Here is a 23,957-nt window from a genome sequence, read left to right as displayed (position 1 = left end):
CCGGGCGATCGCCCGGTCGAACGGTCGCCTGCCCAGGACCTAGGATTCCGCCGGGACCGTGGGCTGGCAGAGCGGCTTCGCCGGGATCGCCGGCGACGCCGGGGGAGCTTCCGGAGTGTCCGGGCCGGCGGGCAGGAGGGCCAGGACCGCCTGCCGGTGGGCCTCCGTCGTCGCGTCGTCGAACGGGTCGGGAGTCGCCGGGACCTGGAGCCGCAGGACCGGGCCGTTGCCCAGCCGTGCGTAGCCCCGGCCGGCCGGGACGTCGGGGACGGGCATGGAGCGCGGGGTCTCCCCGAGCACGGACCTGATGTCGTCGGCACCGGCCGCGCCGAGCACCACCCGGGCACGGGTGTGCGTGCGTACCGCCTCGGTCAGCGCGCCGACGCTGTCGAACTGCTCGGCAACGACCACCGTCACCTGCGCGGCCCGCCCGTGCCGCAGCGGCACGGACAGCAGCTCCTGGGGGTCCATGTGCCCGTCGGCCGCAGCCAGGTGTCCGAAGACGCCGGGCCGGTCCACCAGGATCCACAGCGGCCGCCTGGTGTCCTCGGGGGCCGGCTGCCCGGCCTGCCGGGCACGGTTGGCGGCGATGAGCCGCCGCTCCGTCTCGTGTGCGGCCCATTCCAGGCTCGACAGAGCGCCGGCGAGACCGCATTCGACGGCAAGGACCCCCGCACGACCGGTGAGGCAGGCGTATTCGCCGGTTCCACTGCCCTCCACGATCAGTACGTCCCCGTGCTGCAGCGCCTGCAGGGCGATGGAGCGGAGAAGGGTCGTGGTGCCGCTGCCCGGTTCGCCGACGGCCAGCAGGTGGGGCTCTGTGGAGCGGGGGCCGGTGCGCCAGACGACCGGGGGCGCCTGGACGGTCCCTTCGCCCGTCGTGACCGGCACCGTGCGCTGGACCGCGTCGGCGTCGGTGAAGCCGAGGACGGTCTCGCCGGGGACGGTGACGAAGCGCTGGGCGGCGATGCCGGTGGACAGGGCGGGCAGCACGCTCATCACGAGCTCGTTGCACTCCTCGTCCCAGGTGAAGAGGTACTCGCGCCCCCGGCCGGACTTCGCGTGCAGCAACTGCTCGATCCGGGCCCGGGCGGCAGCCTCCCCGTCTGTGAAGTACGCGGGATACGTGACGCGCAGCCGGGTGAGGCGGCCGTTGCCGTCGAACTCGTACTCACTCAAGGCCTTGCTCCACTCCCCGCCGTGGGCGAACAGTGGAGCCGGGTCCTCGGGGACGGAGAAGTACGGAACGAGTGCCTCGTACAGCGCACGCAGCCGGGCGGTCTCCGCTTCGTCGGGTCCGGTCCTGACGGGGGTACTGACACGGCCCTGCCAGGCAGCCGCGCCCATCACCGAGATCAGGGCGATCAGGGGCCCGTACGGGATGAGCGCGACCACCAGGACGCAGGCGGCGACAAGGAACAGGGTCGGACCACGCCGCTCCTTGGGGGTGCCGACCCACTTCTGCCGGCCCTTCGCGGCTAGCTTCCGCAGACCGCGGGAGACCGTGATCAGCGGATGGAGGACGTCCGTGGCGCTGTCGGCGGCCGTGCGCGCGATCTCTCGGCTTCGGGTGATCTGCGCGCTGCCGCTGCTCAGAATGCGGGGGAGTGGACGCCGGGCCACATCGTCTCCTGTGTGTGCCGAAGGGACAGGCGGTCAGAACTTGATCCCGCCCAGCAGACCGGCCAGGCTCGTCGTGCCTGCCTGGATGCTGGGGGCGATCGCGGTGCCGGCGAGGAAGAAGCCGAACAGCGCGGAGACGAGCGCGTGCGAGGCCTTGAGGCCGTCCTTCCTGAAGAACAGGAAGACGATGATGCCGAGCAGCACGACGCCTGACATGGACAGAATCATGAGGTTCTCCTGGGTGAGGGGACAGTCACCATGAGTTCTTCCAGCCTTACCGAAAGTATCTATGCGACAAAAGGTGCAAAAGAGTGAAATTCTGGGCATTTCACTGCACTGGTGGACAGTCGGTCGTTGCCCGGCGGGCAGAGGGCCGGACCGCCCCGCACAGCGCCTCCGTGGCGGGATCCATTGCCGCCGCCGCGCCGCGTCATGTCGGCCGTCGGGCAGTACCCTGTCGATTCACTCGTACGGCTGCTCCTGCCGTGCGGGCCAGGTCAAACGGTGAAAGGCGGTACGTCCGATGAGTGAGGTCCCGGACCCCGAGGTGATCGAACTCGCGACCAAGGTCTTCGACCTGGCGCGACAGGGGGAGACCGAGGCGCTCGCCGCGTACGTCGACGCCGGCGTCCCGGCCGACCTCACCAACGACAAGGGCGACACGCTCGTCATGCTCGCCGCCTACCACGGCCACGCGGCCGCAGTGGAGGCGCTCCTCGCCCGCGGCGCAGAACCGAACCGGGCCAACGATCGCGGGCAGACCCCTCTCGCCGGCGCCGTGTTCAAGGGGGAGGACGCCGTCATCCGCGCTCTGCTCGACAAAGGCGCCGACCCCCACGCAGGCACCCCGTCCGCGGCGGATACCGCGAGGATGTTCGGGAAGACGGATCTTCTGGAGTTGTTCGAAGGCCGCTGAGCGGCTCGCGGGCAGCCGCGAGGGCCACCGCGGGGGGCGCCGTAAATGTGGTCGCGGTGGCGAAATGGGTGGGTCATCATGACGTCAGCCCCATCCCGGACGACATCAACCGGGAGTTTCCCCTGGGGCCACCGAAGAGAGGCAGAGGAAGATGGTCTACACCGAGCGGAAGACGCGTACGACGACGGGCGGCCCTGCATGCTGCTGCGTGGCCTAGGCACAACAGTCCCCGGTTGCGTCGACAGCTTGATGTGAGGCATTTTCCATGTTCGATCCAGTCATAGCGCCGAGCGGCACCCTGCTCGGCCTGCTGCAGAGGGGCCGTGGCGACGGCACGCTGCACGCGCTCGCAGCTCCGCGGGCCGAAGCACTCGCCGCCCTCAACCACTGCGTGCTCAATGACCCCCGCCACGACTGGCAGGTCGAGAACCGCTCCCTCTACTACGCACGCCTCTACCTCGATCTCCACGGCAGCCTCGAGGAGATCGAACGGCACCTGTGCGACGCCGACGACCACCTCGACACCGAGGATTGCCGGACCGGTCTCGCCCTCGCGGTGCTCGGCCATCTCGCCTCCTACGGCAGGGGCGACGCACTCGCCCTGCTGCGGCAGTACGCGAGGAACGGCGCCAACTGGGCGTGGGCGCTCGACGAGCTCGCCCTCCGCGACGACGACGCGGGGCTGCGGGCACTCGCCGTGCCCGTCCTGTCCCGGTTCCCCGCGACACCCGAAGGCGATGCCGAACTGGCCGCGGCGGTGCGGGACTCCTTCGAACCGCGGCCCTGGCGGCTGTGGGCGGAGGACGCACGGGAAGGCGTGGGCGCCAGGATCAGGGCAGCACAGGAAGCAGGTTCCTTCGACCGCTGGCAACGCCAGATGCGTCCCTCGGGGCCCCGGCCCGGCTGGAGCGTCCAGGCGGTCCTGGACTGGGCGGACGAGGGACTGGAGCGAGGCAGCGCCTTGCACGTCCCGGCAGCCCGGTGCCTCAGCGCCGTCGCAGGGCCGGAAGACCGGCCCGCCATCGTCGAGGCCGCCCGCAGTGGCCCGGACGGCGCGCGCTGCACCGCCCTCCACTACCTCGCCGAGTCACGCGACGCCGTCGTCCTCGACCTGATCGAGGCCGCGGTGGGCGCCGGTTCGAAGACCGTCGCCGACGTCGCCGTCGCCGCCTTCGAGCGGATGTGCGGTGAAGAGGCCGTCGACCGCGCACGGGCCTGGGTGCACCGCCCCGACGCCCTTGGCGCCTCCGCGGCCGGGGTGCTCGCCTGCCGTGGCCTCCCCGGCGACGCGCAGCTCGTCCTCGGCGCCCTGCGCGAGACCGTGCGGGGCGACGGGCCCGACTCGCCACGGCTGTGGACCCTGCTCGACGGCGCGGGACGGCTCGGCATCGCCTGCGCCGCCCCCGTGCTGCGCCATGTGTACCGGGAAACCGCCTCCTCGCACCTGCGGGGCCGCGCCGCCCGCGCCCTCGCCACCACCGACCCCTCCTTCGCCACCGGCTTCGCGGTCGAATGCCTGTGGGACTGCGAGGAGACCACCAGAGAAGTCGCCGCACTCCACGCGGAGACGGGTGACGTACGCGTCGCCGACCGGCTGCGCAGGCTCGCCGCCGATCCGGCGGAGGAGGTGGAGGTGCAGACCGCAGTACGGAGCCGGATCGGCCCTGACCGGCCGACGGTGTGACACGCATCCCGTGATGGACCCCCGGGCGCCTCGGGGTCCTGGGACGTCGGCACCCGGCCCGGCCGACGCCCGCGGGGGAGGGCGATCGGTGGATCGCGGTGGCTGACACCCCCATCGGCACCCGGCCCGGACACAAACGCTCATGGGACGTTCCACATACGGAAAGATCCACGTTGGCGCAGCCACTCCGGGGCCGACGACAACACGGGTATGCGTGTCGTCATCGTCACCGAATCCTTTCCGCCAGACGTCAACGGTGTGGCGCACTGCGCCCAGCAGACCGCCCGGCATCTCGCCGCCCGCGGTCATGAACCGCTCGTCGTCGCCCCGGCCGCGGCCGGGGCGACGAGCTGTGAGGCGGCCGCCCCCTTCCCGGTCGTGCGCGTGCCCTCGCTGCCGCTGCCCGGCTATCCGCAGGTGCGCGTCGCCCTGCCGAGCCGCCGGGTGGCGGCGGCGATCACCGCGCACCGGGCCGACCTCGTCCACCTCGCCAGCCCCTTCGTGCTCGGGGTGCGCGGCATGGCCGCCGCCGCGCGCCTCGGGCTGCCGGCCCTAGCCGTCTACCAGACGGACCTGGCCGGCTATGCGCGCACCTATGTAGGAGCGGGCGAGGGTGCCGCGTGGCGGCGTATCAGGGCCGTGCACGGCGCCGCCGACCGTACCCTCGCGCCGTCCACCGCCGCCGTGCGCGACCTCGAGGAACACGGTGTCGAGCGGGTGCGGCTGTGGCCGCGCGGAGTGGAGACCACGCGCTTCCGGCCGCAGCTGCGGGACGGGGAGCTGCGCCGCACCCTCGCGCCGGACGGCGAGGTGATCGTCGGATACGTCGGCCGCCTCGCACCCGAGAAGCACGTCGAACTCCTGGCCGGGGTCTGCGCGCTGCCGGGCGTACGGCTCGTCGTCGTCGGCGACGGACCCAGCGGGACGGCACTGCGCGCCGCCCTGCCCGGCGCCGTGTTCCTCGGCCGGCGGACCGGCGACGATCTCGCCCGGATCTTCGCCTCCTTGGACGTCTTCGCGCACACCGGCCCCTACGAGACCTTCTGCCAGACCGTGCAGGAGGCCATGGCCAGCGGGCTTCCCGTGATCGCGCCGGCCGCCGGGGGCCCGCTCGACCTCGTGGCGCACGGCCGGACCGGGCTGCTCGTGGAGCCGCACAGCGCCGACGCCGTACGTGCGGCGGTCGCCACGCTCGCCTGCGACCCCGCCCTGCGGGCGGCGTACGGGCGGGCCGGTCTCGCCGCCGTCGAGGGCAGGACCTGGGCGGTGGTCGGGGACCTGCTGCTCGACCACTACGCCGATGTGCTCGGCGCGCGTACGGCGGTGGCCGCATGAGCGGCGGACACGGGCTGCGCATCGTACGTCTGGCGAACTTCGTCACCCCCTCGTCCGGAGGGCTGCGCACCGCGCTCGCCGAACTGGGCCGCGGCTACCTGGCCGCGGGCCACGAGCCGGTGCTCGTCGTCCCCGGTGAGGTGGAGAGCGACCGGCTGACCGAGCAGGGGCGCGTCATCACCCTGCCCGGGCCGGAGATCCCCGGCACCGGCGGGTACCGGGTGCTCGCCGGGCGGCGCCGGCTCCGCGGCCTGCTGGAGGAACTGGCGCCCGACCGGCTCGAGGTCTCCGACCGCACCACGCTGCGCTGGACCGGAGAGTGGGCGCGGCGGCAGCGGATCCCCTCGGTGATGGTCTCGCACGAGACCGCCGACGGAGTGCTGCGCACCTGGGGCCTTGCCGAGTCCGTCGCCGCCGCCACCGCCGACCGGCTCAACCGCCGCAGCGCATGGGCCTATTCATGGATCGTCTGCACGACGGAGTGGGCGGAGCGGGAGTTCGTACGGATCGGGGCGCGCAATGTCGTACGGGCACCTCTCGGTGTCGACCTGCGGCGCTGCCGGCCGGAACGCCGCAGCGCACTGCTGCGCGCCCGGCACGCGGCGGGAGCCGACGTACTGCTCCTGCTGTGTTCGCGGCTGTCCGTGGAGAAACGTCCCGCTACCGCCCTCGACGCGCTCGCCGCACTGCGCGAGAAGGGCCTGCGGGTGTCGATGGTCGTCGCGGGCGACGGGCCGCTGAAAGCCTCGCTCGTGCGCCGGGCGCACGCGGACCGGCTGCCCGTCCACTTCCTCGGCCATGTCCCCGACCGGGAAGCGGTCGCCGACCTCCAGGCGGCGGCCGACGTGTGTCTGGCCCCGGGGCCGGCCGAGACCTTCGGGCTCTCCGCCCTCGAGGCGCTGGCCTGCGGTACCCCGGTCGTCGCCAGCGCCTCCTCGGCGCTGCCCGAGGTCGTGGGCGACGCGGGAATCGCAGCGGCCGACACGGGCGCGGACTTCGCGGCCGCTGTTGTGGAGCTGCTCGCCCGCCCGGAGGCGGCGCGCCGCCGGGCGGCTCGGGCGCGGGCCGAACTCTTCGACTGGCAGCGTTCGGTGACGGCGTTCCTTGCCGCACACCAGGCGCTGCCTGCCGGGAACCCGGCGTCCGGCCCGGGGAGCGGACGATGACGCCGGCCGGCACACCGGACTGCCTCCCGCCGCCCGCGACGGGGCGGGAAGCGGACGCCGGGCGTACGGACGAGCAGGCCCACGGTCCCGGCGCCCCGGCCGCGCCGTCCCGCCGAACGGGTAAGGCGCGGGGCGGCCGTGCCGTACGGACCGTACGGACCGTACGGTTCGCGGCGCTCGGCGACTCGTTGACCGCCGGCGTCGGGGATCCGGTCGGAGGCGGCCGGCGGGGATGGGCGGCGCTGCTCGCCGGCACGATCGGCGGCGACGGCACGTCCGTGCTCTTCCGCAACCTCGCCGTCAGCGGCGCCCTCAGTAAGGACGTCGCCGAGGCCCAGACGCCCGCCGCTCTCGCGTTCGCACCGGACATCGCGTCCGTCGTCGTCGGCGTGAACGACACCTTGCGCCGCACCTTCGACATAGCCGACGTCGCGCGGCTGCTGGACGACGTCACGTCCGCGCTCGCCGCCCGCGGGACCGTGCTACTGACGGCGTGCCTGCCCGACCCCGGCGCCATGTTCGGCCTGCCCGGCCCGCTCGCCCGCCCTCTGGCCAGACGCCAGCGGGCGGTCAACGCCGTGGTGCACGCCCTCTCCGACCGCTACGACACCGTCCACCTGCACGCCGCCGACGCGGCATGGGTGGCCGACCGCGCCATGTGGAGCGCCGACCGGCTCCACCCGGGGGAGCGTGGCCACCGGATGCTCGCCCGGCGCTTCCACGAGTTGCTCGCCGCCCGCGGTCTCGCCGACGGCTGTCCACCGGACGCCGAGCCCGACCAGCCGCCTCCGACCACGGCGGAGGCGGTGCTGTGGCTGGCGACCGCCGGCACCGCCTGGGTGGGCCGCCGCTGCACAGACCTGCTGCCGCAGCTGCTGCGCCTCGCGGGTGACGAGGTGCACCATTGGGCCCGGGGCACCGGCGCCCGCCTCGACCGCAGCGCCGAACTGGCCCTGTCCGCGGCGCTCGCGGCGATGTCTCCGGCCGTGCCGGGCGGGCACCTCGGGCCGGGGACGGGGGAGTGAGTGTGGCGCGGCGGCGGGTGCCGGGTCCCCTGGCGAACGGGTCGTCGCGCGGCGGTCAGAGGAGTTCGCGGTCGCGCGTCTCCGGCAGGCCGGTCAGGGCGAGCACGGCGAGCCCGTAGCCGGCGGCGCCGAGGACCAGGGCACCGCCCACGCCCCAGCTGTCGGACAGGAAACCGACGAGCGTCGGCAGGAACGCGCCCACCGCGCGGCCGCTGTTGTAGGTGAAGCCCTGCCCGGTGCCCCGGACCGCTGTCGGGTACAGCTCGCTCAGGAACGAACCGAACCCGCTGAAGATGGCCGACATGCAGAACCCGAGCGGGAAACCGAGCACCAGCAGCAGGCTGTTGGAGCCCGGGGGGATGTTGGTGTAGGCGAGGATCCCCAGGGAGGACAGCACGGCGAACAGCGCGATGTTCTTCTTCCGGCCGATCCGGTCGGTGAGACAGCCGCCGGTCAGATAGCCGATGAAGGCGCCGGAGATGAGGAACGCGAGATATCCGCCGGTGCCGACGACCGTCAGCCCGCGTTCGGTCTTCAAATAGGTGGGGACCCAGGTGGCGAGGGTGTAGTAGCCGCCCTGGACGCCCGTGGAGAGCAATGTGGCGAACAGCGTCGTGCGCAGCAGGTCCTTCTTGAAGATCGTGGCGAACGATCCGCGCGCGACGCCGGCGCGCCGCAGCTCCGCCGCCATCGGGGCGTCGCTCACATTGCGGCGCACGTAGATCACCAGCAGTGCGGGCAGTGCGCCGGTCCAGAACAGCACGCGCCACGCGGTGTCTGCGTCGACGAACCGGAAGACGAGGGTGTAGACGATCACGGCGAGCGCCCAGCCGGCCGCCCAGGCGCTCTGCACCGCGCCGAGCGTACGGCCGCGGTGCTTGGCGGCGGCGTACTCGGCGACGAGGATCGCGCCGACCGCCCACTCACCACCGAAGCCGAGGCCCTGAAGGGCCCGGAAGACCAGCAGTGTCTCGTAGTTGGGCGCGAAGCCGCAGAGCACGGTGAACACGGCATACGTGATCACCGTCGCCATCAGTGCCTTCACCCGGCCGACGCGGTCCGCGAGGATGCCCGCGAGGGCACCGCCGACGGCGGACACGACCAGGGTGACGGTGGTGAGAAGCCCGGTCCTTCCGTTGTCGAGGCCGAAGTAGGCGGAGATCGCGACCATGCTCAGCGGCAGGGTGAAGTAGTCGTACGAGTCGAGGGCGTAACCCCCGAACGCGCCGCCGAACGCGCGGCGGCCGCGTGGGCCGAGGGCGCGCAGCCAGGCGAACGTGCCGGTGTCCTCGGGGAGTTGGTCGTTCTTCTGCCGGACCTGTGGCGTGCTCATCTGCACCTCGCTGGGGGAGGGGAGCGGGACGAAGCATCTGGCGGTGTACGGTCACGCCAAGGTAGAGGATTGTTGAACGATACGGCAAGAGTCGTGTTGAGCGTTCCGGCCGTCACTGCGCCGTCCGGGCCTCACGCCCGGCGATACGGAGGCGTACTCCCTCGCTTCCGCGAGCCCAACCGGTCCCCCGCGCGGCCGGGTTGAGGCCGTGCGTGAAATGTCCACTGCGGCGCCTTCGCGCGGGCGGCGCCGAGGCCGGCGCCCCAGGGCGGCCCGCACGGCGCGGCCGTCCCTGGCGGGCGGCGCCGACGGGTGCTCTGCGTCGTTTCGACCGTTGTCGGTGCGAGGACCTAATCTGTGCTCCGTGACTTCGCCTGCCTCGACGGACCTCGCTCCGCCCCAGCTCAGCGCGGGGCCGCGCCCCGCGCAGGGCCCGGCCGCCGACGAAGGGCTCGCGCGGCGGCTCCGCGCGCTCGCGTGCACCGCGCCCCTGCACGACCTGGACGTACGCAAGGCGAATCTCGCGGGCGAGTACTCGGTCTACGCCATGGCGGAGGTCGCCCTCGCGGCCATCGACCTCGTCACCCTCAACATGGACTTCGACACCGGCGCCGACCACGACCAGATAATCGTGCGCCTCCTCCCGCGGGTCGCCGCCCAGGCCCCGGGGCGGCCTGCCGCCGAACACGAGCGCGTCGCCCGCTGGGTGCTGGAGAACCTGATCAACGTGGGCAGCGTGGACCGTGGTTTCCGCGCCGTGTACGGCACCTTCGGACCTGACGGCGTCTACACCCGCCGTGACTACGACTTCAAGCTCATCGAGGAAGTCCCCGGTCGCGACGGCACCGTCTATCTGCGCACCACTGACGAAGCGGTCAACGTGCTGGTCGGCGCACTCGACACCGATGTCACCAGCGCGCAGATCGCCGCCGAGGTGAAGCTCGAGGTACTCATCAACCGCGGCCGCCTCGCCGACGCGCAACTCGCGGCCGAGCAGGCCCGCTACCGGACCGTGCAGTACAGCGAGACCCTGCGCCGCACCCTCGAAGCCACCCGGCGCAACGTCCGCGCCGTCGACTGGCTCCGTTCCGTCCCCGACATGATCGCCGAGGCGCTCGACCACGTCGCCGACCGCTACCGCCACGAGAACGCGATCCTCACCAACATCCGCAAGGCCCGTGACGAGGCCGAGACCGGCGCCGACCCGAAGACGGCCGAGCACAAGCGGCGCGCCGCCGAGCTCGTGGACATAGTCAAGGACTGCATCCGGCGGCACACACAGCTCCAGTCCCGGCTGCTGGAGGCCGGACCCCTGTTCCGCGCCGAGCAGGACCGGCAGGCGTTCGCCCGGCCCGCCGCCCGCAGCGGCCTCGACCTGTACGGCCAGCTGCTGGCCCCGCTGCTGCCGCTGCCCGTGGAGTCGGCCATCCGCGTCACCGACGCCTTCTTCGCGAGCGGCACCGGGCTGCGCACACCGTCCTCCGTACGGGTCGGCGATCTGGTCGACCTGCTGCTGACCCCGCCGGCGGAACGCGAACACCTCGGCGCGGAGATGCCGGAACCGGACCTGATCGCCACCCCCGACGACAGCCGCTTCAGCGAGGAGCAGCTCGCGAGCGCCATGGACCTGCTCGACCTCGAGCACGCCGCGCCGCGCCGCCTGTCGGGGCTGCTCGCCGAGGCCCGTATCCGGGACCCCGAACTGCCGTACCTGGTCGCGCTGCTGGCCGTCCACGCGGCGAGCCCGCCGGTCGGCACCGCCTACCGCCAGGGCGAGCAGCGACTGCTGTTCGCCGTCGACGACGGCACCGAGCTCGACGACCCGGAGTTCGGGGGCGCCGACCTCATCGTCGGCACGGCGCTGCTCGACGCGGTGGGCATGGCGGCGGCACGCGCGGAGGCGACATGAGCCTCCACCCCGCCGGCCGTCCCGCTGCGCACGGGGGCGGTGTGCCCTCCGCCCGCGCCGGCCGTCCCACTGCCGCACCGCCGTGCATGGACGCGACATCGAGACCGCACCGCGCCGGCCGTCCCGCCGCGGCACCGTCGTGCCCCGCCCCCACCTCCGCCCCGACCACTCACCACCGAGGAGCCCCGTGAGCGACCACCACGCCGAGCCCCCCGCCGCGTGGAGCGACCAGGCCGCCCCGCAGGGACCCCCTTCCGGCCCGATGGCCACCACCGCGGCCGGCCCCGGCGGCGTCACCCCCGCCGACGCGGCGGACGCCGCGCGGCTCGTCTCCTTCGGCCTCCAGCCCAAGCTGCTGCCGGCCCGCGACGCCGAATACGCCGACCTGCTGCGCCGCTATCGCGAGGACCCCGCCTTCGCCCGCCTCGCCGACGCGGTCGCGACCGGCCTCGGCCTGGTCGTGCTCGAGGTGTCGCCCCGGGCGGGCGTGGCCGTCACCGCCGGCGAGGACTCGGTGTTCGCCGTACGGATGGGCGACTACGCCCGCCGGGCCTCCGCCGAGTCCGCCGACCGCTTCCTGCACGGCCTGGCCCATCTCGCCGTCGCCGCCATGGCCTTCCCGCGCCCCGAGGACCTCGCCGACGACGGGTACATCGGCCGGATCACCGTCAACGGCGTCGATGCCTTCGTACGTCAGGCCTGCCGGCGTCTCGAGGAGCGCGCCGACGAGCAGGGCGACAACACCGACCCGGCCAGCGACGCCCCCGGCCTCGAGGCGGCGTGGCGGGTCTACGCGCGCCGCAGCGCCACCGGCGCCACCAAGGACGCCCGCCGCCTCGCGGGCTCGACCACCGGCATCGTCGGCAAGGCCGTCGCCTTCCTCACCGACTCCGGTTTCCTCCAGCGGACCGGCGACGACGCCGGAGGCGCGTACCGCACCACCGCCCGCTACCAGTTGCAGGTCCGCGACATGGCAGGCAGCGCCGCGATGGCCGAGCTGCTGGAGCTGGGCGTCGTCCCGGTCGGCGACGGCTCGGCCACGCTCGTCGCGCCGCCCGACGGCGACGACCTCGACCTGGCCGCCGACGCCGGCCTGCCCTTCCACGCGTAACCGCCCGCGCAACTGTTAGACGACTGAGAGTCCGCCGCCATGTACGAGTTGTCCCGGGTCCGCCTCTACTCCATCGGTCCGGCCGGTGCGCGCTACGCCGACACCGTGCTCGACCTGCGCGGAGTCGGCGAGCCGGTGCCCGATCCGGCCCCCACGCAGGCCGAGTTCTTCGAGGAGGAGCCGGTCGGCCCGCCGCGCCGGCCCGCGCCCGCGGGTGTGCTCTTCCTCGAGAACGGCGGGGGCAAGTCCGTCCTGCTGAAGCTGATCTTCTCCGTGATGCTGCCGGGCCACCGCAACACCCTGGGCGGCGCCAGCTCGGGCGTGCTGCGCAAGTTCCTGCTCGCGGACGACTGCGGACACGTCGCGCTCGAGTGGCAGCACACGCTCACCGGCGAACTGGTGGTAGTCGGCAAGGTCAGCGAATGGCGGGGCCGCCAGGTGTCCAACGACCCCCGTAAGTTCGCCGAGGCCTGGTACTCGTTCCGGCCGGGCCCCGGCCTCGGTCTCGACTCGCTCCCCGTGGCCGAGTCCACCGCTGTCCGTCCGCCCGTCGAGGGGGTCTCCGGCGCCCAGGGCCGCCGCCGCACCATGAAGGGCTTCCGGGACGCGATCACCGAGGCGGGCAAGGCGTATCCGCATCTCGACGTGTACTGGGAAGAGATCCACGACCGCTGGAACGAGCACCTCGGCGACCTCGGCCTCGACCCCGAACTGTTCCGGTACCAACGGGAGATGAACGCCGACGAGGGCGAGGCGGCCGGCCTGTTCGCAGTGAAGAAGGACTCCGACTTCACCGACCTGCTGCTGCGCGCCGTCACCGACACCCGTGACACCGACGGTCTCGCCGACCTCGTCAGCTCGTTCGGCAACAAGCTCGGCCGCCGGGCGGAGCTCACCGCGGAACGGGACTTCACCGCGGGCTCCGTCGACCTCCTCGGCCGGATCATCGACGCGGCGGAGGCCAGGACCAGGGCCCGGGACGTCCACGCCGGCGCGGAGCGCCGCACCCGAAACCTGGCACGCCGTCTCTCCGCCCGCGCCGTGGACGAGCGCTCCCGCGCCGCTGACCTCGCCCAGCAGGTCACAGCCGCCGCGCACACGGTCACCGGCGCCGAGCAGGAACGCGATCACCGCTCCCTCGTCGCCGCCGAACTGGCGTACCGGCACGCCTCACTGGCACTCGCCGCCGCGGAGAAGGGCGCAGCGGCACAGCGCCGTGAGCTGATCGACGCGCGCACGCTCCACTCGGCATGGCTGGCCGCGGAGGCGGTGCTGCGCCACCGGGCGGCCGCCGACCGGTCCGCCCGTGTCGCCGCGGCGATCCGCGAGGCCGAACGGGACGCCGCCCCCGCGCTCGCCGCCCGGGCCAGGGCCGCCGGCGATCTGGTGCGCGCCCTGCACACCGCCGCGGAGGACGGCGAACGCGTCGCCAACGAGGAGGAGGAGCGTTCCCGCGCCCTCCAGGAGACCGGTGAGGCCGCCCACCGCGACGCCACCGCCGCCGCGACCGAGGCGCAGCGCGCCCGCAGCGAGATCGGCCACCTTCGCCAGCGGCTGAGCGAGGTCGAGCAGGAAACCGCAGAGGCGGTACGGGCCGGATGGCTCGACGACACCGCTCCCGACGCCGATCCGGCACGTGCTGCCCTGGCGGCGAGCGACGCGGAGAAGACCGCCGTCGCCGCATGGGACGAGGCCCGTGGGGCGGCCCGCTCGACGGCGGACCGGGCGAAGGAGGCAGCCGCGGCGGAGTCGCGCGCGGAACTGACGGCGGCCCGCGCCGCGGACGCCGAGCGCGCCGCCGAGGACGCCCACGAGGCGGAGCGCCGCGCCGCGGAGTCCATCGCGGGGGACGAACGCCTCGCGGACCTGCTGAGTCTCGCCCCGGCGCTGCCCGTTGCCCTCCCCTCCCCACGCACCGCGGCGGCCGACGGACAGAGCCCCACGACGGACGCACCGGACACAGCCCACCGCTCGGCAACGGCCGACGGGGACACCCCCGCGAGCAGCCGTCCCGGCCGGCTCTCCGGAGGCCTCCGCGGCCCCCGCCGTACCGGCGAAGGGCCCCTCACCGTCGAGGAGTTCGACGGATTCGCCGACGAGCTGCGGGAACTGCTCGACCAATCCGTCTCCTCCGCGGAACGGCAGCTGTTCGACCTTCGTACCGCCGCGGCCGACGACGCCCGCATCCTCGGCGCGCTCGGCGACGGCGGTCTGCTGCCCCCCGGCCCCGACGTCCTTGCCACCGTCGAATACCTGGGCGAGCACGGCATCCCCGCCCTGCCCGGCTGGCGCTACCTCGCCCAGTCCGTCGACCCCGCCGATCACGCCGCCGTGCTGGCGGCGCGGCCGGAACTGGTCGACGGTGTCGTGATCACGGACCCGGCCTCGCACACCCGCGCACGCGAAGTCCTTGCCGGAGCAGCCCTGCTGCCGCGGTCCGCCGTGGCCGTCGGGACCGCCGCCGCACTGCTCGCCCCCGTACCGCAGGGGAACGCCGACGGGGACGAGGGCGTTTTCCTCGTGCCGCCGAACCCGGCGATGCACGACGAGCACGCCGCCGACGAGGAACGTCACGCACTGCGCGCCAGGGCGGCCGCGAGGGACGAGGAGATCCGCGTGCTCGCCGCACGCCTCGCCGCCGACCGGTCCCTCGCGGCCCGGATCGGCGCATGGCGTGCGGACTGCCCGCCCGGCATGCTCGCCGAGCTCGCCGAAGGCGCCCGCACGGCCCGCGAGGCCGCACACGAAGCGCAGGAGACACTCGAGGAAGCCCGCACCGCCCGTGCCGAGGCGGAAGAGGTGGCCGCCGACGCCGCCCGTGTCCGCGACGAGCGGCAGGAAGCGGCCCAGCGGGCCCGCCGTGCCGCCGACGCCCTCGCCGGCCTCGCCTTCCGGCTCCGCGAGCGGGCGGCCTGGCAGGTGAAGCTCCGCGAACTGGCCGACGAGGCCGCCGAGTCGGAGGCCCGCGCCGCGACCTGCCTCGAGCGGGCGAAGGCCGCCGACGAGGACCGCAGGGCCGCCCAGCGCGCGGCGGACGACGCACGCCGCACCGCCCGCGCGCTGAGGGCAGAGCGTGCCGAGATCGCCGGAGCGCCCGAAAGCCTGCCGGAGCAGGACGACCGGACCCCCCGCCCCTCGCTGCCCGCGCTGCGCGAGGCCTACCGTGCTGCCTCCCAGCTCTACGAGAAGGTCGGCGTCGGAGCGGACCTGCGCGCCGAACAGGCCCGTGCGGAGAGCGACGAGAGCGCCGCGCTCGCCGAACTCGACCGGCTCACCAACAAGGTCCGTACCCGCGCCGCCCAGCTCCTGGAGGGCACGGACGGCGCCGACGGGCCCTCACGCCAGGCGGCCGCCGTCCGCGCGGAGTCCCTGGTGCAGATGCTGGAGACGCGGGCCTCCGAGGCCAGCGAGAAGCTGGGCCGGCTGCGCGGCGAGGCCGAGCGGCTCGCCCCCGCCGACGGCGAAGCGCACACCGAACTGCCCGAGGACCTCGTCCCCGCCGACGCCGAGCACGCCCAGGCCCTCCTGCGCACGGCCACCGCCGGGCTGGCCGCCTGCAACGACACCCTGGAGACGGCCCGCGCCGCCCACGCCGGACTGCTCCACGCCCACCGGGGCGCGGAGGACGCGGCGGGCGGCTTCGACGAGACGGCCGCGCTGCTCCGCGACCTGCTGCGCGACCACCACCAGGACGACGAACCGGCGCAGAGCCCGGAGCCGTACCCCGGCACCCTGGAAGAGGCCCGCCACTCCGCCGCCGAGGCGCGCCGCTCTCTGCGTGGATGCGCCACCGACCTGTCCACCGCGGAGGCGGCGGTACGGGAGGCGAGCGACGTGCTCGTACGGCACGCCAACTCGACCCGTTACGAGCAGGTACGCACCCCAGCCCGGCAGCAGATCCGCGAACTTCCCGCCGCCGCGCTGCCCGAGCACGCGGCCAAGTGGGCGGAGGCGTTCGCGCCCAGGCTCCGCGTGCTCACCGATGAGCTGGAGCAGCTCGAGCGCAACCGCGACACCATCGTCGACCGGCTGCGCGGCCTGGTGGAGTCCGCGCTCGCGACGCTCCGCTCGGCCCAGCGGCTCTCCCGCCTGCCGGAAGGGCTCGGCGAGTGGTCGGGACAGGAGTTCCTGCGGATCCGATTCGACGAGCCGGACCAGGCGACCTTGGCGGAGCGGCTCGGCGAGGTCGTCGACGAGGCGACCCGCGCGGCGGTCAAGAAGAACTCCGACCTGCGCAGGGACGGCATGTCGCTGCTGCTGCGCGGAGTGCAGGCCGCCCTCGAACCGCGGGGCGTGGCCGTGGAGATCCTCAAGCCCGACGCGGTGCTGCGCGCCGAGCGGGTGCCGGTCGGGCAGATGGGCGACGTCTTCTCGGGCGGCCAGCTGCTGACCGCGGCCATCGCCCTGTACTGCACCATGGCCGCGCTGCGCAGCAACGACCGGGGCAGGGACAAGCACCGGCACGCCGGGACGCTCTTCCTCGACAATCCCATCGGGCGGGCGAACGCGACGTATCTGCTGGAGCTCCAGCGCGCGGTCTCCGATGCCTTGGGTGTGCAACTCCTCTACACCACCGGGTTGTTCGACACGACGGCGCTGGCGGAGTTCCCGCTGGTGATCCGGCTGCGCAATGACGCGGACCTGAGGGCGGGTCTGAAGTACATCAGCGTCGAGGAACATCTGCGCCCCGGTCTGCCGCAGGTGGACCCCGCCGACGCGACCGTCCACGGGGAGATCACCGCGACCCGTATGTTCAAGCGGGCGCCGCTGCCCGGGCAGACGACGGGGGAGCAGTCCGCCACCCGCTCCCCGGACGGCGCGCACGGTCGGGCATAGCGAGCCGCTCAGCCACGCGGCCCCCGGCCCACGTGCCGCCGGGCGGTCCCCGCTGTGCCGTGCGGCGGTACGGCGCCATGCCCGGTGCCGCACGGCACACCGGCGCTATGCCTGTGAGAGCCTTCCGCCGGACCGTTGCCGTATGCGTGACGCCCCCCTCGCGGCGGCACGCGCGGCCCGGCGGGCCCGGCGGCGGTCGCGGCGCAACTGGCGCGCGGTGCTGCTGGGCACCGAAACCACGCCGTTGCGCTGGTTCCACACCTGACGGGTCACCCACACGTCGAGCACCGCCCACGTGGCGACCACCGTGCCGGCCACGGTGCTCAGCACGAACGGGAAGGCCAGCCATGCCCCGGAGAGTGTGAAGAGCAGGGCCGTCATCGCCTGAATCATCGTCAGCGACACGATGATCACCGCGCGGACAGCGGCTCTGCGGACAGGCTCGGGCATACGCCTTCTGGTCGCCGGCTCCTCCACCCAGAGCTGCCGCGGCACATACAGGTCGTCCGCCGTCGGCGTCGCCTCACGACGCTCGTCCGTGTCCATGGATCGTGTCACTCCCCACCTCAAGTCCGACTTAACGGTGGCTGCCCGGATTCTGCCGCCCTACTCCGGTTGCCGCACAACCGCAGCGCATCGCACCGCACTTCACGTGCCCCGAAATCGCGATCCCCACCGACAACGGCCGGATCCTTGTGCGTGGCGAGTGCGAACCCCCGGCGCCCCCGCAGGGAATGACGTACGGCCAGGCGCGATGATTCCCGCAGAGCGAAGAGATCCAGCCATCTGCCCGGGTCCCGAAAACGACGTGCCGACGTCCTCGGCCCGTACTCGCGGTAATGCCATCTCCACGAATACGGGGACATCCCATGATCAGACGGCGTTACGAAGGCCGAAAATCGTCCGGACGTGTCTTCGAGATGCCTGTGCGTCGGTAGTAGGCTCACGCCGTTTGCTGACGGAACACCACCCGCACCGTGCGGGTCGAGCAGGGGGAGGCCATGCGCTTTCGCGGGAAGTCCATCCGCCGGAAGATCGTGGCGCTGCTGCTCGTCCCGCTGCTGTCACTGACGGCCCTGTGGGGCTTCGCCACCGTACTGACGGGTCGGGAGGCGAGCCAGCTACTGGCGGCGAGTTCCGTCGCGGAGCAGGTCGGCAAGCCCGTCGAGGACACCATCGACGTCATCCAGAAGGAACGCCGGCAGACGCTCGTGTACCTGGCGGACCGGCGCGCCTCCGGCGCGCAGCAGGCCATGAACACCGGTCGCCAGGCCACGGACAGCGCCGTCGCCGCCGTGCGCCGCAACGCGCAGTCGTCCTCGGTCCGCGAAGACCTGACCTCCGACTCGTCGCGCCGGCTCACCTCGCTGATCGAGGCGTTCGACGGGCTCGACGCTCTGCGCCGGTCCGTGGACACCAACACCGTGACCCGCACACAGGCGCTGGAGTTCTACAACGGCCTCATCGACCCGTCGCACGGATTCCTGCTGACGCTGCACGCCCTCGACGACGTCGAACTCGAACGTCAGGGCCGGGCACTGGTCGGCCTCTCACGGGCCCGCGAGATGCTCTCCCGCGAGGACGCGCTGATCGCCTCCGCGCTGACGACCCGGAAGACGACCGCACGGGAGATCCGCGAACTCACCGACGACGCCGCGCACCGGCAGGTCTACTACGAGACCAACCTCGAGATGCTGCCCGCCCGCGACCGGGGGACGTTCCAGCAGTACTGGCGCAGCCCCGAGACGGCGCCCCTGCGCGACGCGGAGGAACGCATCATCGCCGCCGGGCCTTCCGACGGGCTCCCGCCGTCGGAGGCCGAGCGCTGGCAGCAGGCCGCCACCCCGGTCCTCGACAACCTCGACCGTGAGGCCTCCGACGCCCGCGACCGCTACCAGGACCGGGTCGAACCCGCCGCGTACGGCGTGCTCGTCAAGGCGGGCGTGGCGGGCGTGCTCGGCTTCCTCGCGCTGCTCGTCTCCGTCATCGTGTCCGTCCGCATCGGCCGCGACCTGGTCCGCGACCTGTCCCGGCTGCGCAAGGAGGCCCACGAGGTGTCCGGCGTGCGGCTGCCCAGCGTCATGCGCCGCCTCGCCGCCGGAGAACACGTCGACGTCGAGACCGAGGCACCTCGGCTCGAGTACGAGAAGGACGAGATAGGCCAGGCCGGCCAGGCCCTCAACACCCTCCAGCGGGCGGCCGTCGAGGCCGCGGTGCGCCAGGCGGACATGCGGCGCGGCGTCTCCGAGGTGTTCGTCAACCTCGCCCGCCGCAACCAGGTCCTGCTCCACCGCCAGCTGTCGCTCCTCGACACCATGGAGCGACGCACGGAGGACACCGAGGAACTGGCCGACCTCTTCCGGCTCGACCACCTCACCACCCGTATGCGGCGTCATGCGGAGGGCCTGGTGATCCTCTCGGGTGCGGCGCCCTCACGACAGTGGCGCAAGCCCATCCAGCTGATGGACGTGGTGCGTGCCGCGGTCGCGGAGGTCGAGGACTACGAGCGCATCGAGGTGCGCAGGCTGCCGCGCATCGGCGTCGGGGGCCCCGCCGTCGCCGACCTCACCCACCTCATAGCCGAACTCCTCGAGAACGCCACGGTGTTCTCGCCGCCGCACACCGGTGTCCAGGTCCTCGGTGAGCGGGTCGCCAACGGCTTCACCCTCGAGATCCACGACCGCGGTCTCGGCATGGCGGCCGACGCCCTCCTCGAGGCGAACCTGCGGCTCGCGGAGACACCCGAGTTCGAGCTCTCCGACACCGACCGGCTCGGCCTGTTCGTCGTCAGCCGCCTCGCCCAGCGCCAGAACGTCCGCGTGTCGCTCCAGCAGTCCCCCTACGGCGGCACGACCGCCGTGGTCTTCATACCGGCGGCCCTTCTCACAGAGGCGCCGGAGACCCAGGGCACCGGATTCCGGCTCGACCGCAAGAGCGAGAGCGCCGCCGGCAGGCGCGGCGACGGCCGGCAGCCGGCCCTCTCGAAGCTGCCCAACGGCCTCGGGACGGCCGCCGTCCTGGACGGCCCCGTCGAACTGGAGGCCCCGGTCGGCGCGCTGGGCCTCGACGACCGGGACCGCTCGCTCCTCGGCGACGACCGTCCCGTGTCGGCGGACCCCGGCCGCCTCGCCGACATCGAGGGCAGCGAGAGCGAGCGGGGCGGCATCTTCCGCCCGCGCCGCCGCGGCGATGCGGCGGGCGAGCAGCACCAGCCGGCCCCGGCGCAGTCGCAGGGGCACCGTTCCGGCCCGGTGCCCCTCCCGAGGCGCAGGCCCCCGACGCTCGTCGCCGATCACGGCCGCAGGGTCGACGAGCGAGGCGTGGACGGTCGCGGCCATCCGGCCACGGAGTCGGGCCGGGCCGTGGAGCCCACCCCCTTCGCGAGGCCGCCGCTCTCGGCCGCCCCCACCCCGCCCGCGTCCGACCGCCGCGACCGGGGCAGGTCCGGGCCGGCGCCCGTGCCGCCGTCCGGCGCCGCGGCACGACCGTGGCCGGCGCGGCAGCCGGACGAAAGCCCCGTCCCCGCCGCTCCGCTGCCGGACGGTCTGCCCCGCCGCGTACGGCAGGCCAGCCTCGCACCCCAGCTCCGTGCCTCGGCCGCCGCTGCCGCAGAGCAGAGCGCCGCCTCCCCGGCGGCGGGCGGACCGGAGCGTGACGCGGACGAGGTCCGCAACCGCATGGCTTCAATGCAGCGCGGCTGGCAGCGCGGCCGCCGCCGCAACGCCGAGGAAGCCGCGGCAGAACAAGGCACCGACCCGGCCGTCGGCGACGGCCGGACCGCACCAGGATCGACATCGGAGGGGGACGGTCGATGACCGCACCGCACGCCGCAGCAACCGACGCCACAGGGGACCGCTTCGGGGCCCAGCGCCCGGGTGGTCTCAACTGGCTCCTCGATGAGCTGGTCGACCGCGTCGCCAGTATCCGCAAGGCCCTGGTGCTCTCCAGCGACGGCCTTGCCACCGGTACCTCCCGGGAGCTCACCCGCGAGGACAGCGAACACCTCGCCGCCGTCGCGTCCGGCTTCCACAGCCTGGCCAAGGGGGTCGGCCGCCACTTCGACGCGGGCCAGGTCCGCCAGACCGTCGTCGAGCTCGACGAGGCGTTCCTCTTCGTCACCGCCGCGGGGGACGGCAGTTGCCTGGCCGTCCTCGCGGACGCCGACTCCGACGTGGGTCAGGTGGCGTACGAGATGACGCTGATGGTCAAGCGCGTCGGAGCGCACCTCGTCACCGCGCCACGGACCGGTCAGGCCGCCGGAGGGTGAGGCCATGAGTGAATCGCTGCGGCACGGCCGCAGGTCGCACCACTGGATCGACGCCGACGCCGGCCCGGTGGTGCGCCCGTACGCGATGACCCGCGGCCGCACCAGCCATGCCGGCCGGCACCGGCTCGACCTGATCGCCCTGGTCGTGCCGGAGGCAGCGGCCGACGACCCGGGCCGTGACCAGACGCTCTCGCCGGAACACGTCGAGATCGTCGAACGCTGTGGCAGTACCCCCCAGTCCATCGCCGAACTGGCCGCCGGTCTCGACCTGCCCGTCGGTGTGGTCCGTGTCCTCGTCGGCGACCTCGTCGACGACGCACTCGTACACGTAACCCGTCCCGTTCCGCCGGCCGAACTGCCGGACGTGAGCATTCTCCGCGAGGTGATCAATGGTCTTCGGGCGCTCTAGCCGCCGCAAGGCGCCGATCGAGCCGGTGACACTGAAGATCCTGGTGGCAGGCGGCTTCGGCGTCGGCAAGACCACCCTGGTGGGCGCGGTCAGCGAGATCAAACCGCTGCGCACCGAGGAGACGCTCACCGAGGCCGGACGGCCGGTGGACGACATAGCCGGTGTCGAGGGCAAGACGACCACCACGGTCGCCATGGACTTCGGGCGGATCACGCTCCGCGAGGACCTCGTCCTCTATCTGTTCGGCACCCCCGGGCAGGACCGGTTCTGGTTCCTGTGGGACGAGTTGGCGCAGGGCGCGCTCGGGGCGGTCGTCCTCGCGGACACCCGCCGCCTCGAGGACTGCTTCGCGGGCGTCGACTACTTCGAACGCAGGGGCATCCCGTTCGCGGTCGCCGTCAACTGCTTCGAGGGGGCGAACCGTTTCCCGGAGGAGTCCGTCCGGGCGGCCCTCGACCTCGACCCGGAGGTGCCGCTGCTGATGGGCGACGCGCGCTCCCGCGAATCTGTCAAGGACATCCTCGTCGCCGTGGTCGAGCACGCACTGACCCGCGCCGACCAGGTCCGCGAACACGCCGCGACCGCCGGCACCTGAGGCCGGGCGCGTACCCCGCCCGCCGGGGACGGACACGGCACGCATCCCCGCCGGCACCTGCCACCGGGCCCGTACCCTCGCCGGCACCTGGGACGGACACGGCCCGTACCCCGACCGGGGTACGGGCCGTGAGCTTTTCGCCCCTGCCGCTACGGCCCACCTGGACGTCGTGGGACCGGGGTGATCCGGATGCGCCCGGACGGAAGCAGCTAGCTCCCGCCGGCCTCCTCCTCCCAGCCGAAGCTCTTCTCCACCGCCTTGCGCCAGTTGTGGTACTCGCGCTCGCGGACCTCCGCCTCCATCCGGGGCGACCACTCGACATCGCGCTGCCAGTGGGTCTTGAGTTCGTCCAGGTCCGCCCAGACACCGGTCGCGAGCCCGGCCGCGTAGGCCGCGCCCAGACAGGTCGTCTCCGACACCTTGGGCCGTATCACCGGCACGCCCAGCACGTCCGCCTGATGCTGCATCAGCAGATTGTTGGCGGTCATGCCCCCGTCGACCTTGAGCGTGGTGATCTGCACGCCGGAGTCCTGGTACATCGCGTCGACCACCTCCCGCGTCTGCCAGCTCGTCGCCTCCAGCACCGCCCGTGCCAGGTGGGCCTTTGTGACATACCTGGTCAGGCCGGTGACGACGCCGCGAGCGTCGGAGCGCCAGTAGGGCGCGTAGAGGCCGGAGAAGGCCGGCACGATGTACGCGCCGCCGTTGTCCTCCACGCTCGCGGCGAGTGTCTCGATCTCGCCCGCCGAGCGGATGATGCCGAGCTGGTCGCGGAACCACTGCACGAGGGCGCCGGTGATGGCGATGGAGCCCTCGAGGCAGTAGACGGGTGACTCGTCGCCGATCTTGTAGCCGAGCGTGGTGATGAGCCCGCTCTTCGAGGGGACGGGCCGGTTGCCGGTGTTGAGGAGCAGGAAACTGCCGGTGCCGTAGGTGTTCTTGGCCGTTCCGGTGTCGTAGCAGGCTTGGCCGAAGATCGCGGCCTGCTGGTCGCCGAGAGCGGAGGCCACGGGCACGCCGGCGAGCTGTCCGACGGCCGTCCCGTACACCTCGGAGGAGGACCGGATCTCGGGCAGCACCGCCTTGGGCACGTTCATGGCGGCGAGGATCTCTTCGTCCCACTGGAGGGTCCGCAGGTCCATCAGCATCGTCCGGGACGCGTTGGTGACGTCGGTGACGTGCACCCCGCCGTCCGTGCCGCCCGTGAGGTTCCAGATCAGCCAGGAGTCGATGGTGCCGAAGGCGATCTCGCCCCGCTCGGCACGTGCGCGCAGCCCTGGCACATTGTCCAGCAGCCAGGCGGCCTTGGGCCCGGAGAAGTAGCTGGCGAGCGGCAGGCCGGTGGTGTCGCGGAAGCGGTCCTGTCCGTCGGCGCCGCCCAGTTCGTGACAGAGCGCGGCGGTACGGGTGTCCTGCCAGACGATGGCGTTGTGCACGGGCCTTCCGGTGGCCCGCTCCCACATGAGTGTCGTCTCGCGCTGGTTGGTGATGCCGAGCGCGCTGAGCCGGTCGGCCCGCAGACCGGCCTTGGCGACGGCCCCGGCGACGACGGCCTGCACCTTCGACCAGATCTCGGTGGCGTCGTGCTCCACCCAGCCCGGCCTGGGGAAGATCTGGCGGTGCTCGCGCTGGTCGACGGCGACGATGGCGCCGTGCTGGTTGAAGATGATGCAGCGGCTGGACGTGGTGCCTTGATCGATGGCGGCGACGAACCTGTCCGTCATGGCGTCCCCTTGTCGGATCGGCTT

General features: G+C 73.2%; 17 protein-coding genes. 12 read left to right on the top strand and 5 right to left on the bottom strand.

Going from position 1 to position 23,957, the window contains the following annotated elements:
- Positions 1 to 39: 39 nt before the first annotated feature.
- Together MDN94_RS28295 and MDN94_RS28290 are read right to left on the bottom strand one after the other, a co-directional pair.
- On the bottom strand, positions 40 to 1,623 hold the full coding sequence (locus MDN94_RS28295) for a hypothetical protein (protein ID WP_482728721.1): 1,584 nt from the start codon (positions 1,621 to 1,623) through the stop codon (positions 40 to 42).
- 33 nt (positions 1,624 to 1,656) lie between these two features.
- Positions 1,657 to 1,851, bottom strand: a complete 195-nt coding sequence (locus MDN94_RS28290; RefSeq protein WP_005320068.1) for a hypothetical protein — start codon at positions 1,849 to 1,851, stop codon at positions 1,657 to 1,659.
- A 295-nt stretch (positions 1,852 to 2,146) separates the two neighbouring features.
- Here MDN94_RS28290 and MDN94_RS28285 point away from each other — a divergent pair, with 295 nt between their 5' ends.
- The 5 genes from MDN94_RS28285 (at position 2,147) to MDN94_RS28265 (ending at position 7,749) form a co-directional block, all read left to right on the top strand.
- Positions 2,147 to 2,539, top strand: a complete 393-nt coding sequence (locus MDN94_RS28285) for an ankyrin repeat domain-containing protein (RefSeq protein WP_482728720.1) — start codon at positions 2,147 to 2,149, stop codon at positions 2,537 to 2,539.
- 265 nt (positions 2,540 to 2,804) lie between these two features.
- Positions 2,805 to 4,223, top strand: a complete 1,419-nt coding sequence (locus MDN94_RS28280; RefSeq protein WP_482728719.1) for a HEAT repeat domain-containing protein — start codon at positions 2,805 to 2,807, stop codon at positions 4,221 to 4,223.
- A gap of 210 nt (positions 4,224 to 4,433) precedes the next feature.
- On the top strand, positions 4,434 to 5,558 hold the full coding sequence (locus MDN94_RS28275) for a glycosyltransferase family 4 protein (RefSeq protein ID WP_482728718.1): 1,125 nt from the start codon (positions 4,434 to 4,436) through the stop codon (positions 5,556 to 5,558).
- Entirely contained in the window at positions 5,555 to 6,724 is a 1,170-nt protein-coding gene (locus tag MDN94_RS28270) for a glycosyltransferase (protein WP_482728717.1), read from the top strand. The genes MDN94_RS28275 and MDN94_RS28270 overlap by 4 nt, the downstream gene beginning before the upstream one ends.
- Complete coding sequence (locus MDN94_RS28265) at positions 6,721 to 7,749, top strand: SGNH/GDSL hydrolase family protein (protein WP_482728716.1); 1,029 nt, start codon at positions 6,721 to 6,723, stop codon at positions 7,747 to 7,749. The genes MDN94_RS28270 and MDN94_RS28265 overlap by 4 nt, the downstream gene beginning before the upstream one ends.
- Before the next feature lie 55 nt (positions 7,750 to 7,804).
- Here MDN94_RS28265 and MDN94_RS28260 read toward each other — a convergent pair whose 3' ends face one another.
- A complete protein-coding gene (locus MDN94_RS28260) occupies positions 7,805 to 9,082 on the bottom strand; it encodes an MFS transporter (protein WP_482728715.1) in 1,278 nt (425 codons plus the stop codon).
- 364 nt (positions 9,083 to 9,446) lie between these two features.
- Here MDN94_RS28260 and MDN94_RS28255 point away from each other — a divergent pair, with 364 nt between their 5' ends.
- The 3 genes from MDN94_RS28255 (at position 9,447) to MDN94_RS28245 (ending at position 16,938) form a co-directional block, all read left to right on the top strand.
- The gene (locus tag MDN94_RS28255; RefSeq protein WP_482728714.1) at positions 9,447 to 10,991 is read left to right on the top strand and encodes a hypothetical protein; all 1,545 of its coding nucleotides are present in this window, start codon (positions 9,447 to 9,449) and stop codon (positions 10,989 to 10,991) included.
- A 187-nt stretch (positions 10,992 to 11,178) separates the two neighbouring features.
- A complete protein-coding gene (locus MDN94_RS28250) occupies positions 11,179 to 12,102 on the top strand; it encodes a hypothetical protein (protein ID WP_482728713.1) in 924 nt (307 codons plus the stop codon).
- A 39-nt stretch (positions 12,103 to 12,141) separates the two neighbouring features.
- On the top strand, positions 12,142 to 16,938 hold the full coding sequence (locus MDN94_RS28245) for a hypothetical protein (RefSeq protein ID WP_482728712.1): 4,797 nt from the start codon (positions 12,142 to 12,144) through the stop codon (positions 16,936 to 16,938).
- A gap of 105 nt (positions 16,939 to 17,043) precedes the next feature.
- Here the strand turns inward: MDN94_RS28245 and MDN94_RS28240 are convergent, their stop codons facing one another.
- Positions 17,044 to 17,484, bottom strand: a complete 441-nt coding sequence (locus tag MDN94_RS28240; protein WP_482728711.1) for a hypothetical protein — start codon at positions 17,482 to 17,484, stop codon at positions 17,044 to 17,046.
- 455 nt (positions 17,485 to 17,939) lie between these two features.
- On the opposite strand from MDN94_RS28240, the gene MDN94_RS28235 reads away from it, so the two are divergent.
- From MDN94_RS28235 to MDN94_RS28220, 4 genes are read left to right on the top strand one after another with little or no spacing between them, the layout of a single operon-like run.
- Positions 17,940 to 20,753 carry a nitrate- and nitrite sensing domain-containing protein gene (locus MDN94_RS28235; protein WP_482728710.1) on the top strand — a complete coding sequence of 938 codons (2,814 nt, stop codon included), beginning with the start codon at positions 17,940 to 17,942 and terminating at the stop codon, positions 20,751 to 20,753.
- Complete coding sequence (locus tag MDN94_RS28230; protein WP_159693960.1) at positions 20,750 to 21,205, top strand: roadblock/LC7 domain-containing protein; 456 nt, start codon at positions 20,750 to 20,752, stop codon at positions 21,203 to 21,205. Before MDN94_RS28235 ends, MDN94_RS28230 begins: the two co-directional genes overlap by 4 nt.
- A 4-nt stretch (positions 21,206 to 21,209) precedes the next feature.
- Positions 21,210 to 21,614: a DUF742 domain-containing protein gene (locus MDN94_RS28225; RefSeq protein WP_005320095.1), complete on the top strand. Its 405-nt coding sequence runs from the start codon at positions 21,210 to 21,212 to the stop codon at positions 21,612 to 21,614.
- Positions 21,595 to 22,209, top strand: a complete 615-nt coding sequence (locus tag MDN94_RS28220; protein WP_005320097.1) for a GTP-binding protein — start codon at positions 21,595 to 21,597, stop codon at positions 22,207 to 22,209. Before MDN94_RS28225 ends, MDN94_RS28220 begins: the two co-directional genes overlap by 20 nt.
- A 209-nt stretch (positions 22,210 to 22,418) precedes the next feature.
- On the opposite strand, the gene glpK is transcribed toward MDN94_RS28220, so the two are convergent.
- Complete coding sequence (gene glpK / locus MDN94_RS28215; RefSeq protein ID WP_482728709.1) at positions 22,419 to 23,933, bottom strand: glycerol kinase GlpK; 1,515 nt, start codon at positions 23,931 to 23,933, stop codon at positions 22,419 to 22,421.
- Positions 23,934 to 23,957: the final 24 nt, after the last annotated feature.

The sequence above is a fragment of the Streptomyces sp. WAC00040 genome (genome assembly GCF_056835925.1).
This window is presented reverse-complemented; position numbering and strand designations above follow the sequence as displayed.

Excerpts from the sequence above, each read along its gene's own strand:
- MDN94_RS28290 (WP_005320068.1), bottom strand. The coding sequence starts at position 1,851 with ATGATTCTGTCCATGTCAGGCGTCGTGCTGCTCGGCATCATCGTCTTC.
- MDN94_RS28285 (WP_482728720.1), top strand. The coding sequence starts at position 2,147 with ATGAGTGAGGTCCCGGACCCCGAGGTGATCGAACTCGCGACCAAGGTC.
- MDN94_RS28280 (WP_482728719.1), top strand. The coding sequence starts at position 2,805 with ATGTTCGATCCAGTCATAGCGCCGAGCGGCACCCTGCTCGGCCTGCTG.
- MDN94_RS28275 (WP_482728718.1), top strand. The coding sequence starts at position 4,434 with ATGCGTGTCGTCATCGTCACCGAATCCTTTCCGCCAGACGTCAACGGT.
- MDN94_RS28270 (WP_482728717.1), top strand. The coding sequence starts at position 5,555 with ATGAGCGGCGGACACGGGCTGCGCATCGTACGTCTGGCGAACTTCGTC.
- MDN94_RS28265 (WP_482728716.1), top strand. The coding sequence starts at position 6,721 with ATGACGCCGGCCGGCACACCGGACTGCCTCCCGCCGCCCGCGACGGGG.
- MDN94_RS28260 (WP_482728715.1), bottom strand. The coding sequence starts at position 9,082 with ATGAGCACGCCACAGGTCCGGCAGAAGAACGACCAACTCCCCGAGGAC.
- MDN94_RS28245 (WP_482728712.1), top strand. The coding sequence starts at position 12,142 with ATGTACGAGTTGTCCCGGGTCCGCCTCTACTCCATCGGTCCGGCCGGT.
- MDN94_RS28240 (WP_482728711.1), bottom strand. The coding sequence starts at position 17,484 with ATGGACACGGACGAGCGTCGTGAGGCGACGCCGACGGCGGACGACCTG.
- MDN94_RS28235 (WP_482728710.1), top strand. The coding sequence starts at position 17,940 with ATGCGCTTTCGCGGGAAGTCCATCCGCCGGAAGATCGTGGCGCTGCTG.
- MDN94_RS28230 (WP_159693960.1), top strand. The coding sequence starts at position 20,750 with ATGACCGCACCGCACGCCGCAGCAACCGACGCCACAGGGGACCGCTTC.
- MDN94_RS28225 (WP_005320095.1), top strand. The coding sequence starts at position 21,210 with ATGAGTGAATCGCTGCGGCACGGCCGCAGGTCGCACCACTGGATCGAC.
- MDN94_RS28220 (WP_005320097.1), top strand. The coding sequence starts at position 21,595 with ATGGTCTTCGGGCGCTCTAGCCGCCGCAAGGCGCCGATCGAGCCGGTG.
- glpK (WP_482728709.1), bottom strand. The coding sequence starts at position 23,933 with ATGACGGACAGGTTCGTCGCCGCCATCGATCAAGGCACCACGTCCAGC.